Annotated in this window: 10 protein-coding genes; 6 read left to right on the top strand and 4 right to left on the bottom strand. The window is 64.6% G+C overall.

Features of this window, described 5'->3' with window-relative positions:
• Nucleotides 1-10 precede the first annotated feature (10 nt).
• Complete coding sequence (locus tag ABX298_RS13485; RefSeq protein WP_367393215.1) at nucleotides 11-655, top strand: oxidoreductase; 645 nt, start codon at nucleotides 11-13, stop codon at nucleotides 653-655.
• Nucleotides 656-765: 110 nt separating this feature from the next.
• Here ABX298_RS13485 and ABX298_RS13480 read toward each other — a convergent pair whose 3' ends face one another.
• From ABX298_RS13480 to ABX298_RS13465, 4 genes are all read right to left on the bottom strand, one after another.
• The gene (locus tag ABX298_RS13480) at nucleotides 766-1,053 is read right to left on the bottom strand and encodes a YceK/YidQ family lipoprotein (protein WP_025337554.1); all 288 of its coding nucleotides are present in this window, start codon (nucleotides 1,051-1,053) and stop codon (nucleotides 766-768) included.
• Nucleotides 1,050-1,679 carry a flavin prenyltransferase UbiX gene (ubiX, locus tag ABX298_RS13475; RefSeq protein WP_013970698.1) on the bottom strand — a complete coding sequence of 210 codons (630 nt, stop codon included), beginning with the start codon at nucleotides 1,677-1,679 and terminating at the stop codon, nucleotides 1,050-1,052. The genes ABX298_RS13480 and ubiX overlap by 4 nt, the downstream gene beginning before the upstream one ends.
• A complete protein-coding gene (gene mpl, locus ABX298_RS13470; RefSeq protein WP_075044477.1) occupies nucleotides 1,676-3,025 on the bottom strand; it encodes a UDP-N-acetylmuramate:L-alanyl-gamma-D-glutamyl-meso-diaminopimelate ligase in 1,350 nt (449 codons plus the stop codon). Before mpl ends, ubiX begins: the two co-directional genes overlap by 4 nt.
• A gap of 66 nt (nucleotides 3,026-3,091) precedes the next feature.
• The gene (locus ABX298_RS13465; protein WP_317410096.1) at nucleotides 3,092-5,161 is read right to left on the bottom strand and encodes a sigma-54-dependent Fis family transcriptional regulator; all 2,070 of its coding nucleotides are present in this window, start codon (nucleotides 5,159-5,161) and stop codon (nucleotides 3,092-3,094) included.
• 255 nt (nucleotides 5,162-5,416) lie between these two features.
• Here ABX298_RS13465 and ABX298_RS13460 point away from each other — a divergent pair, with 255 nt between their 5' ends.
• The 5 genes from ABX298_RS13460 to ABX298_RS13440 all read left to right on the top strand — a co-directional run bounded on the left by ABX298_RS13460 (nucleotide 5,417) and on the right by ABX298_RS13440 (nucleotide 11,455).
• The gene (locus ABX298_RS13460) at nucleotides 5,417-6,937 is read left to right on the top strand and encodes an aldehyde dehydrogenase family protein (RefSeq protein ID WP_025337551.1); all 1,521 of its coding nucleotides are present in this window, start codon (nucleotides 5,417-5,419) and stop codon (nucleotides 6,935-6,937) included.
• 234 nt (nucleotides 6,938-7,171) lie between these two features.
• Nucleotides 7,172-8,620, top strand: coding sequence for an ethanolamine permease (gene eat, locus ABX298_RS13455; RefSeq protein WP_013970695.1), 1,449 nt, complete (start codon nucleotides 7,172-7,174; stop codon nucleotides 8,618-8,620).
• A gap of 46 nt (nucleotides 8,621-8,666) precedes the next feature.
• Nucleotides 8,667-10,061, top strand: a complete 1,395-nt coding sequence (locus ABX298_RS13450) for an ethanolamine ammonia-lyase subunit EutB (RefSeq protein WP_367393214.1) — start codon at nucleotides 8,667-8,669, stop codon at nucleotides 10,059-10,061.
• Between the two features lie 8 nt (nucleotides 10,062-10,069).
• Nucleotides 10,070-10,888, top strand: coding sequence for an ethanolamine ammonia-lyase subunit EutC (eutC, locus tag ABX298_RS13445; protein ID WP_367393213.1), 819 nt, complete (start codon nucleotides 10,070-10,072; stop codon nucleotides 10,886-10,888).
• Nucleotides 10,889-10,996: 108 nt separating this feature from the next.
• Complete coding sequence (locus tag ABX298_RS13440) at nucleotides 10,997-11,455, top strand: GNAT family N-acetyltransferase (protein ID WP_003257044.1); 459 nt, start codon at nucleotides 10,997-10,999, stop codon at nucleotides 11,453-11,455.
• Nucleotides 11,456-11,613 lie beyond the last annotated feature (158 nt).

Below are 11,613 nucleotides of genomic sequence, written 5' to 3'. Positions count from 1 at the left end.
GAGAGACATCATGTATTTGACGCCTCAGCATGTCCTGCTTGCCGGTGCCACGGGTCTGACAGGTGAACACCTGCTAGACCGCCTGCTCAACGAGCCCACCATCACCCGCGTACTGGCGCCAACCCGCCGGCCACTGGCCGAACACCCGCACCTGGAAAACCCGGTAGGCGACCCGGCGGTGTTCCTTCCACAGCTGGCCGGGCGGGTCGATATCGCCTACTGCTGCCTGGGCACCACGCTGAAGCAGGCCGGTTCCGAATCGGCCTTCCGCGCGGTGGACCTGGACATGGTGGTGGCGTTCAGCAAGCGCGCCCGGGAGTTGGGCGCACGGCATCTGCTGGTGGTCAGTGCGTTGGGCGCCGACCCGAAATCGACGGTTTTCTACAACCGGGTCAAGGGCGAGATGGAAGAGGCACTCAAGGCCCAGGATTGGCCGCAGCTGACCATCGTGCGGCCATCGTTGCTGCTGGGCGAGCGGGTCGAGCCGCGGCTCAGCGAACAGTTGGCTTCGCCGTTTGCCAAGCTGATACCCGGGAAGTATCGGGGGATCGAGGCTTGTACCTTGGCCCGGGCGCTGTGGCGGCTGGCGCTGGAGGAAGAGGACGGGGTGCGGATTGTGGAGTCGGATGAGTTGCGCAGGTTGGGCAAGAATTAGGCTTTACCTGCCAGGGCCTCTTCGCGGGTAAACCCGCTCCCACAAGGATTTGCATCGATTTCAGACCTGGTGCAGTACCTGTGGGAGCGGGTTTACCCGCGAAAGGGCCCTTACAGGCCGCCGGTGGCCTGGAAGCCTACACCGGCCGCTGTCAGCAAAGACAACGGCAGCAACAGGGTATCGAGCAACATGCTCCCCGGCAGGTCCAGCCCGGGATACGCCGGCGCATCAGCCCCGTAATGATCCCGCGGGCAGCACCCGCCATTGATCACATACAAGTCCAACCGGGTACCGGCATACACCACCGGTGCCCCGGGCTTGTTTGCATCCAGAGTGCGCACCGTGGCGCAGCCACCAAGCAGCACCAGCGCCAGCAAACCCGCCAGCGCTCGCTTCAATCATCCACCCCGAAGTGGTGCTCACCCCAGCGCGGCAACATGTCCTGGGGAATGTTCAGCAGGTTGAGAATGCGCGCCACCACGAAGTCGACCAGGTCGTCGATGGTCTGCGGCTGGTGATAAAAGCCCGGCGCCGCCGGCAGGATCACCGCGCCCATCTGCGACAGTTTGAGCATGTTCTCCAGGTGGATGGTGGAGAACGGCGCCTCGCGCGGCACCAGGATCAGCTGGCGACGCTCCTTGAGGGTAACGTCGGCAGCACGTTCGATCAGGTTGTTGCAGGCACCAGTGGCAATCGCCGACAAGGTGCCAGTGGAACAAGGCACCACAACCATTGCCGCCGGGGCGCCGGAGCCCGAGGCCACCGGCGACATCCAGTCCTCCTTGCCATACACGCGAATCTGCCCGTCGGCAGCGCCGGTATATTCGGTGAGAAAGGCCTGCATCGCCTGTGGCTTGGCCGGCAGCACCACGTCCGTCTCGGTAGCCATCACCAGTTGCGCGGCCTTGGAGATCAGGAAGTGCACCTCGCGATCCTCACGCACCAGGCAGTCGAGCAGGCGCAGGCCATACTGGGCGCCAGAGGCGCCCGTCATGGCCAGGGTGATGCGTTCCGGCCCGCTCACTTGAGTGCCTCGGCCAGCTTGCCGTGCAGGCCACCGAAGCCGCCGTTGCTCATGATCACTACATGGGTGCCTGGGCGGGCCTGGCCCTTGACCCGCTCGATGATCGCTTCGAGGCTGTCGGCCACCACGCTGGGCACTTTGCATTGCGCGGCGGTGGCAGCCAGGTCCCAGCCAAGGTTGGCCGGGGCGTACCAGATCACCTGGTCGGCGTCGTTGACGCTTTCCGGCAGGCCGTCACGGTGGGCACCGAGCTTCATCGAGTTGGAGCGCGGCTCGATCACGGCGATCACCGGGGCCTCGCCGACGCGCTTGCGCAGGCCGTCGAGGGTGGTGGCGATGGCGGTCGGGTGGTGGGCGAAGTCATCGTAGATGGTCACGCCCTGCACTTCGGCAACCTTCTCCATGCGCCGCTTGACGCTCTTGAAGGCGCTCAGGCCTTCGATGCCCATGGCTGGCACCACGCCTACATGGCGCGCCGCTGCCAGGGTAGCCAGGGCGTTGGCGACGTTGTGCTGGCCAGTCAGCGCCCAGTCCACCACGCCCTGCGCTTCGCCGTCGAACAGCACTTCGAAGCGCGAGCCGTCGGGGCTGAGCAGACGGGCTTGCCACTGGCCACCTTCACCGGTGGTCTGCACCGGGGTCCAGCAACCCATGCCGATCACCCGTTCCAGCGCCAGCTCGGTGGTGGGGTGGATGACCAGGCCTTCGCTAGGGATGGTGCGCACCAGGTGGTGGAACTGCCGCTCGATCGAGGCCAGGTCGGGGAAAATGTCCGCATGGTCGAACTCAAGGTTGTTGAGGATCGCCGTGCGCGGGTGGTAGTGGACGAACTTCGAGCGCTTGTCGAAGAAGGCGCTGTCGTATTCGTCGGCTTCGACCACGAAGAACGGCGTATCGCCCAGGCGCGCCGACACCGAAAAGTTCTGCGGCACACCGCCAATCAGGAAGCCCGGGCTCATGCCGGCATGTTCCAGCACCCAGGCCAGCATGCTGCTGGTCGTGGTCTTGCCGTGGGTACCGGCAACGGCCAGCACCCAGCGGCCCTGCAACACGTGGTCGGCCAGCCACTGCGGGCCGGAAACATAGGGCAGGCCCTTGTTCAGCACGTATTCCACCGCCGGGTTGCCACGCGACATGGCATTGCCGATGACCACCAGGTCTGGTGCCGGATCCAGCTGGGCCGGGTCATAGCCTTGGGTCAGCTCGATGCCCTGAGCTTCGAGCTGGGTGCTCATCGGGGGATAGACGTTGGCGTCCGAGCCGGTGACGCGGTGGCCAAGTTCCTTGGCCAGCACCGCCAGCGAGCCCATGAAAGTGCCGCAAATACCGAGAATGTGAATATGCATGGTCGACCTCGCAAAACATCGAGGCAGGGTAGCCCAGGGCGCGACAAATCGCACCAGATGTTTCGCTCAGTCGGCCCTGGTGATGCCGTGTTTGCGCAGTTTTCGATACAAGGTATTGCGGCTGATGCCCAAGTGCTCGGCGACACGGGTGAGGTGCCAGTGTTTTGCCTCCAAGGTCGCCAGCAGCGCATGGCGCTCGGCATCCTCCAACGCGGCAGGCCCTATCGCCGGCAAGCCAGCTCCCACAGGTACAGCACCAGCTTCGAAAGCCCCATTCACCCTGAGGGAGCAACTGTCTTGTGCTACCTGCCCTGGCCCTATCGCCGGCAAGCCGGCTCCCACAGGGATTGCACATGGCCTGAAGCCACCGCGATCGAGGTGGGAGCTGGCTTGCCGGCGATCGAGGGCGAAGCCCTCGCGAACAATGGCGGGGAGATCAGGGAACACGATCCGGGAGTCTTCGCAAAGTGCCACCAGGGTACGCAGCACGTTGCGCATCTGCCGCACGTTGCCCGGCCAGGCGAAGTCGAGCAGTGCCTGCCGCGCCCTGGGCTCGATATCGATCGGTTCTCCCTGCGCCTCCTGACGCAGCAGAAAGTCCAGCAACTGCGCCTTGTCACTGCGCTCGCGCACCGCAGGCAATGCCACTTCCAGGCCATTCAGCCGGTAATACAGGTCCTCGCGGAAACTGCCCTGCTCCACCCGTTCCAGCAGGTCACGGTGGGTAGCGCTGACAATGCGCACGTCGACCGCCTGCGGCTCGCCACCGATCGGCACCACCTGGCGCTCCTCCAGCACGCGCAGCAGGCGGGTTTGCAGGGCCAGTGGCATGTCGCCAATCTCGTCCAGCAGCAAGGTGCCGCCATCGGCCTGCAGCAGCTTGCCGCGCATGCCTTCCTTGCGCGCACCGGTAAAGCTGCCGCCGCGGTAGCCGAACAGTTCGCTCTCGATCAGGCTCTCCGGGATCGAGGCGCAGTTGATGGCAACGAACGGCTTGCCGCGCCGCTCGCTGGCCTGGTGCACGGCCTGGGCAAAGGCCTCCTTGCCACAGCCGGTCTCGCCGCGCAGCAACAGCGGCACATCGCGCTCGAACACCCGCACGCTGCGGCGGAAGTCGTTCTGCAAGGCCGGGTCGAGCAGGCAGATAAGCGGTTCCACTTCCCGTGCGGGTCGCGGCTGGGCAGCCGGCACCGACCACACCGGTGCGCGCGCCTGGCCACGCAGGCTGGCGAACACCTGGCGCCCGTCCAGGGTATGCAGCGGCCAGGCCGTGCTGCCACCGGGCGTGGCGCGGCTGAACAGTTCGTCGTGGCTGCAAGCGAAAAAGCGCTCCAGCGGTTTGCCCAGCACGCCACCACGCACCGTGCCCAGCAGGTTCAGCGCGCTCTGGTTGGCGGCGCAGATGCGCCCGTCACCGTCGAACGCCAGCAGGCCTTCGCTGAACAGGCCGACCGACTCGGCCTGCAGGTGAAAACGCAGCAGCCATTGCTGTTCGAAATGGCGCAGGAAGTAGCAGCTTTCGATCATCTTCGCCGACAGGTTGACCAGGGCCATGGTGTGGAACTGGCTCTGGCGGGAAACGTCGGGCCGCGCCGAAGACACATCCAGCACTGCCAGCAGCTCGCCATGCGGGTCGAACACCGGGCTGGCCGAGCAGGTCAGGCCGGTGTGGCGACCACGGAAGTGCTCGTTCTGGTGAATGGTCAGCGCCTGGCGTTCGACCAGGCAGGTGCCGATGCCGTTGGTGCCCTCGCGCGCCTCGCTCCAGTCAGCGCCCAACCACAGGCCGGCGCGCTCGAAGCTGCGCCGCTCGGTCGGCGCGCTGACACAATTGAGGATCACCCCACGGGCATCGGTCAGCAGCACCGCATGACCGGCCCCGGAAAGCTGCTGGTGCAGGCTGTTCATTTCATGGTCGGCAATCTGCAGCACCTGGCGCAGGCGCTCGCGGCTTTCCAGCAGGCGCCCATGCTCGAGCACCACCGGGGCCTCGATCACCGACGGGTCGAGGTGGTAGTCCTCCAGGCAGCGCAGCCAGGAGCGGGCGATGGACGGGTCACTGCCGCCCTCCCCGGCCCCACCATGGGCGACGGTATGGACTTGCTGGGCATGGCGACTGAAATGATTGCTCTGCATTGTTGTAGTTCTCCGCAGATAGAGAGTCCCGCCAGCATCCTCCACCCGGGAAGGCTTTGCAATGCACCCTCCGGTTACGTGTCGCAAATGGCACAAAGTGTCACCCCCGCGCGTACCGGCGCTGGCACAGCGACCGTGGGCCAGGCCCAAAGAACCGAGCCAAGTCATTGATTTGCCTGGTGCTCGAAACGCTGGCCCAACCTTTGCTCTACGCTTTCCAACTCCCTAACAAACACAATAGCCAGGAGACACACCATGCGTTACGCACATCCCGGTACCGAAGGCGCGAAGGTTTCCTTCAAGAGCCGCTACGGCAACTACATCGGTGGTGAGTTCGTTCCTCCGGTAAAGGGGCAGTACTTCGAAAATACCTCCCCGGTGAATGGCAAGCTGATCGCTGAATTCCCTCGCTCCACTGCCGAAGACATCGATAAAGCCCTGGATGCCGCCCACGCTGCGGCCGACGCCTGGGGCCGCACTTCAGTGCAGGACCGCTCCAACGTTCTGCTGAAGATCGCCGACCGTATCGAGCAGAACCTCGAACTGCTGGCCATTACCGAAACCTGGGACAACGGCAAGCCGATCCGCGAAACCCTCAATGCCGACATTCCGCTGGCGGTCGACCACTTCCGCTACTTCGCTGGCTGCATCCGCGCCCAGGAAGGCGGCGCCGCGGAAATCAACGAAGGCACCGTGGCCTATCACATCCATGAGCCACTGGGCGTGGTCGGGCAGATCATCCCGTGGAACTTCCCGATCCTGATGGCCGCCTGGAAACTCGCCCCGGCACTGGCCGCCGGCAACTGCGTGGTGCTCAAGCCGGCCGAACAGACCCCGCTGGGCATCACCGTGCTGCTGGAAGTGATCGGTGACCTGCTGCCAAAAGGCGTGCTCAACGTGGTGCAAGGCTTTGGCCGCGAAGCCGGTGAAGCACTGGCCACCAGCAAGCGCATCGCCAAGATCGCTTTCACCGGCTCGACTCCGGTCGGCTCGCACATCATGAAGTGCGCCGCCGAGAACATCATCCCGTCCACCGTCGAACTCGGCGGCAAGTCGCCGAACGTGTATTTCGAAGACATCATGCAAGCCGAGCCAAGCTTCATCGAGAAGGCGGCCGAAGGCATGGTGCTGGCGTTCTTCAACCAGGGCGAGGTATGCACCTGCCCGTCACGGGCACTGGTACAGGAGTCGATCTACCCGCAGTTCATGGAAGTGGTGATGAAGAAGGTGCTGCAGATCAAGCGCGGCGACCCGCTGGACACCGACACCATGGTCGGCGCCCAGGCCTCGCAACAGCAGTTCGAGAAGATCCTGTCGTACCTCGACATCGCCCAGAAGGAAGGCGCCGAGTTGCTGACCGGCGGCAAGGTCGAGAAACTGGAAGGCTCGCTGGCCACCGGTTACTACATCCAGCCGACCCTGCTCAAGGGCAACAACAAGATGCGCGTGTTCCAGGAAGAAATCTTCGGCCCGGTGGTCAGCGTCACCACCTTCAAGGACGAAGCCGAAGCCCTGGCAATCGCCAACGACACCGAGTTCGGCCTGGGTGCCGGCGTGTGGACCCGCGACATCAACCGTGCCTACCGCATGGGCCGTGGGATCAAGGCCGGGCGCGTGTGGACCAACTGCTACCACCTGTACCCGGCGCATGCCGCGTTCGGTGGCTACAAGAAGTCGGGGGTCGGGCGTGAGACCCACAAGATGATGCTCGACCACTATCAGCAGACCAAGAACCTGCTGGTGAGCTACGACATCAATCCGTTGGGCTTCTTCTAAACCTGGGATGGCCTCGGGGCTGCTTTGCAGCCCATCGCCGGCAAGCCAGCTCCCACAGGGATCGCAGGGGATTCCAGACCTGTGCAGTACCTGTGGGAGCCGGCTTGCCGGCGATGAGGCCGGACCTGCAAACACAATATCCAGAGCACCAACCGCTCTGGCTCGCTTCCTGCAGTACCCATCACCATCGGCCCGGAACCCGTCCGGCCACCAAGAAAAACAACAGGTGAATCTATGCCAAGCGATCATTCCGCCGGCTCGCCGGCAGGCTCTTCCGTCGACTTCGAAAAAGTCGGCTCGGACTATTTCCAGCAACGTGAACTGAAAAAAGGTGCCGCCGGCTGGGTCCTGCTGGTCGGCCTGGGCGTGGCCTACGTCATCTCCGGCGACTATGCCGGCTGGAACTTCGGCCTGGCCCAGGGCGGCTGGGGCGGCATGTTCCTCGCCACCCTGCTGATGGCCACCATGTACCTGTGCATGTGCTTCTCGCTGGCCGAACTGTCGTCGATGATCCCCACCGCAGGCGGCGGCTACGGCTTTGCCCGCAGCGCCTTCGGCCCCTGGGGCGGCTTCCTCACCGGGACGGCGATCCTCATCGAGTACGCCATCGCCCCCGCCGCCATCGCGGTGTTCATCGGCGCCTACTGCCAGTCACTGTTCGGCATCGGCGGCTGGATGATCTACCTGGCGTTCTACATCGTGTTCATCGGCATCCACATCTTTGGCGTGGGTGAGGCGTTGAAGCTGATGTTCATCATCACCGCCATCGCCGCCATCGCCCTGGCCGTGTTCCTGGTGAGCATGGTGCCCCATTTTGATGCAGCCAACCTGTTCGACATCGCCAAAACGGACGCCGTGGGCGCCAGCAGCTTCCTGCCGTTCGGCTATGTCGGCGTGTGGGCGGCCATCCCCTATGCCATCTGGTTCTTCCTCGCCGTAGAGGGCGTGCCGCTGGCTGCCGAAGAAACCAAGAACCCCAAGCGTGACCTGCCACGCGGCCTGATCGGCGCCATGCTGGTGCTGCTGGCCTTCGCCCTGCTGATCCTGGTGGTCGGCCCGGGCGGCGCAGGCTCCGAAGCACTGAAAGCGTCCGGCAACCCGCTGGTAGAAGCCTTGTCCAAAGCCTACGGCGGCAGCACCTGGATGGGCGGCTTCGTCAACCTGGTCGGCCTGGCCGGGCTGATCGCCAGCTTCTTCTCGATCATCTACGCCTACTCCCGGCAGATCTTCGCCCTGTCCCGCGCCGGTTACCTGCCGCGCAAGCTGTCGGAAACCAACAAGAGCAAGGCCCCGGTACTGGCCTTGATCATCCCCGGGATCATCGGCTTTGCCCTGTCGCTGACCGGCCAGGGTGACCTGCTGATCCTGGTGGCGGTGTTCGGCGCTACCCTGTCGTACGTGCTGATGATGGCCGCGCACATCACCCTGCGCATCCGCCGGCCGAAGATGGAGCGCCCATACCGCACCCCCGGTGGCATCTTCACCTCGGGCCTGGCACTGGTACTGGCCTGCATCGCCGTGGTCGCCGGTTTCCTGGTCGACCCACGGGTGGTGATTGGCGCCGCAGTGATCTATGCGGTATTAATTGCCTACTTTGCTTTCTACAGCCGCCACCACCTGGTCGCGGGTACACCGGAAGAGGAATTCGCCGCGATCCAGAAGGCCGAAGAGGCCTTGCACTGATCGCCGCCACCCGCCGCGGGGCAACCCGCGGCTCTGGAGAGTCTGTATGGCAAGTTTCGTACACACGGTCGGCCACCTGGTCTACCGCTTCGACAGCCTCAAGGAAGTGATGGCCAAGGCCAGCCCCGCCCGCTCGGGGGACTACCTGGCGGGCGTCGCGGCCAGCAATGACGGCGAACGGGTCGCCGCGCAGATGGCCCTGGCCAATATCCCGCTGACGCATTTCCTCAACGAAGCGCTGATCCCTTACGAAGATGATGAGGTAACACGCCTGATCATCGACACCCACGATGCCCAGGCCTTCGCCCCGGTCAGCCACCTGACCGTGGGTGGCCTGCGCGACTGGCTGCTGAGCGAAGAGGCCAACGAGGACAGCCTGCGCAACCTGGCACCCGGGCTGACGCCGGAAATGGCCGCCGCGGTGTCGAAGATCATGCGCGTGCAGGACCTGGTGCTGGTGGCACAGAAGATCCGCGTGGTCACCCGGTTCCGTGGCACCATGGGCCTGCGCGGGCGCCTGTCGACCCGGCTGCAGCCCAACCACCCCACCGACGAGCCGGCCGGCATCGCCGCCAGCATTCTCGACGGCCTGCTGTACGGTAACGGCGACGCCATGATCGGCATCAACCCGGCCACCGACAGCATCGCCTCGATCTGCGCCCTGCTGGAAATGCTCGACGCCATCATCCAGCGCTACGACATCCCCACCCAGGCCTGCGTGCTGACCCACGTCACCACCTCGATCGAGGCGATCAACCGTGGCGTGCCACTGGACCTGGTGTTCCAGTCCATCGCCGGCACCGAGGCGGCCAACGCCGGGTTCGGCATCAACCTGAACGTGCTGCAGGAAGGCTACGAAGCGGGCCTTTCGCTGAAACGCGGCACCCTCGGGCAGAACCTGATGTACTTCGAAACCGGCCAGGGCAGCGCGCTGTCGGCCAACGCCCACCACAGCGTCGACCAGCAGACCTGTGAAACCCGCGCCTATGCCGTGGCCCGCCACTTCAAGCCGTTCCTGGTCAACACCGTGGTCGGTTTCATCGGCCCGGAGTACCTGTACAACGGCAAGCAGATCATCCGCGCCGGCCTCGAAGACCACTTCTGCGGCAAGCTGCTGGGAGTGCCGATGGGTTGCGACATCTGCTACACCAACCACGCCGAAGCCGACCAGGACGACATGGACACCCTGCTGACCCTGCTGGGCGTGGCCGGGATCAACTTCATCATGGGCATCCCCGGCTCCGACGACATCATGCTCAACTACCAGACCACCTCGTTCCACGACGCGCTGTACGCGCGCCAGACCCTGGGCCTGAAGCCCGGGCCGGAGTTCGAGGCATGGCTGGCCCGCACCGGCATCTTCACCCAGGCCGATGGCCGGGTGCGCTTTGGTGACAACCTGCCGCCGGCCTTCCGCCAGGCCTTGGCACAGCTTGCATAGGGATGACCATGGACCACCGCACGCCTACCCCCGACAACCCCTGGCTGGCCCTGCGCAACCTGACCCCGGCGCGCATAGCCCTGGGCCGCACCGGCACCAGCCTGCCGACCGGTGCGCAGCTGGACTTCCAGTTTGCCCACGCCCAGGCCCGCGACGCCGTGCACCTGGCCTTCGACCATGCCGGCCTGGCTACCCAGCTGAGTGACCGCGGGCGCGAAAGCCTGGTGCTGCACAGCGCCGCCGGCGACCGCAACCAGTACCTGCAACGCCCGGACCTGGGGCGACGGCTGAACGAAGACTCGGTTGCCGCGCTGCGCCAGCACGCCCAGGCCAACCCCGGCGGGGTCGACCTGGCCATCGTCGTCGCTGACGGCCTGTCGGCACTGGCCGTGCACCGCCACACCCTGCCGTTCCTGGCGCGCTTCGAGGAACAGGCCGCCGCCGATGGCTGGACCAGCGCCCCGGTGGTGCTGGTGCAGCAGGGCCGCGTGGCAGTGGCCGACGAGGTTGGTGAGCTGCTGGGCGCCCGGATGACGGTGATGCTGATCGGCGAACGCCCGGGGCTCAGCTCGCCCGACAGCCTTGGCTTGTACTTCACCTATGCACCGAAGGTCGGCCTGACCGATGCCTACCGCAACTGCATTTCCAACATCCGCCTGGAGGGCCTGAGTTATGGCATGGCGGCGCACCGCTTGCTGTACTTGATGCGCGAAGCCTGCCGGCGCCAGCTTTCCGGGGTGAATCTGAAGGACGAAGCCGAGGTCCATAGCCTGGAGAGTGAACACAGCACCAGCCAGAAAGGTAACTTCCTGCTCGGCAAAGGGTAAAAAACATGTCACGGAAGGCGGATTGCACTTGCACCGCGCATTGGGCAGCATGCCCTTGAAAGCTGCTGGCAATCCGCTGTTTCCCCTAATGGACTCTGAGGGCCGCACATGCGCATCATCAAGGCAACCCTGGAACACCTCGACCTGCTCACGCCGATGTTCGTCAAATACCGTGAGTTCTATGGGCAGCTACCCTACCCCGACAGCTCGCGCAGTTTTCTGGAAAAGCGCCTGAAGCGGGATGAGTCGGTGATCTACCTGGCGCTACCCGATGATGACGACGGCAAACTGCTGGGATTCTGCCAGCTGTACCCAAGCTACTCATCGCTGTCGTTGAAGCGGGTATGGATTCTCAACGATATCTATGTGGCCGAGGACTCGCGGCGCATGCTGGTGGCCGACCACCTGATGCGCGAGGCGAAGAAAATGGCCAAGGAAACCAACGCCGTGCGCATGCGGGTGTCGACCAGTGCGGACAATGAGGTAGCGCACAAGACTTACGAATCCATCGGGTTTCGTGAGGATAACGAGTTCAAGAGCTATATCCTGCCGATCAGCCAGGATTGACTGTGCTGGCCTCTTCGCGGGTAAACCCGCTCCCACAGGCATAGCGGCGCATCTGAAGTCGGTGCTGTACCTGTGGGAGCGGGTTTACCCGCGAAGAGGCCGGTACAGGAATACCCCCTGCCGTAACCCCCCGCTACAAACTCCCCGGGCATGTTCCT

It is taken from the genome of Pseudomonas sp. X4, from assembly GCF_040784925.1.
In the GTDB taxonomy this organism is placed as follows: Bacteria; Pseudomonadota; Gammaproteobacteria; order Pseudomonadales; family Pseudomonadaceae; genus Aquipseudomonas; species Aquipseudomonas putida_Z.
Note: the sequence above shows the minus strand (reverse complement) of the source record. Positions and strands in the feature narration are given on the sequence as shown.

Bases quoted from the DNA above. Each gene is read 5' to 3' on its own strand.
- ABX298_RS13440 (WP_003257044.1), top strand. From the start codon at position 10,997: ATGCGCATCATCAAGGCAACCCTGGAACACCTCGACCTGCTCACGCCG.
- ABX298_RS13465 (WP_317410096.1), bottom strand. From the start codon at position 5,161: ATGCAGAGCAATCATTTCAGTCGCCATGCCCAGCAAGTCCATACCGTC.
- eat (WP_013970695.1), top strand. From the start codon at position 7,172: ATGCCAAGCGATCATTCCGCCGGCTCGCCGGCAGGCTCTTCCGTCGAC.
- ABX298_RS13485 (WP_367393215.1), top strand. From the start codon at position 11: ATGTATTTGACGCCTCAGCATGTCCTGCTTGCCGGTGCCACGGGTCTG.
- eutC (WP_367393213.1), top strand. From the start codon at position 10,070: ATGGACCACCGCACGCCTACCCCCGACAACCCCTGGCTGGCCCTGCGC.
- mpl (WP_075044477.1), bottom strand. From the start codon at position 3,025: ATGCATATTCACATTCTCGGTATTTGCGGCACTTTCATGGGCTCGCTG.
- ABX298_RS13450 (WP_367393214.1), top strand. From the start codon at position 8,667: ATGGCAAGTTTCGTACACACGGTCGGCCACCTGGTCTACCGCTTCGAC.
- ABX298_RS13460 (WP_025337551.1), top strand. From the start codon at position 5,417: ATGCGTTACGCACATCCCGGTACCGAAGGCGCGAAGGTTTCCTTCAAG.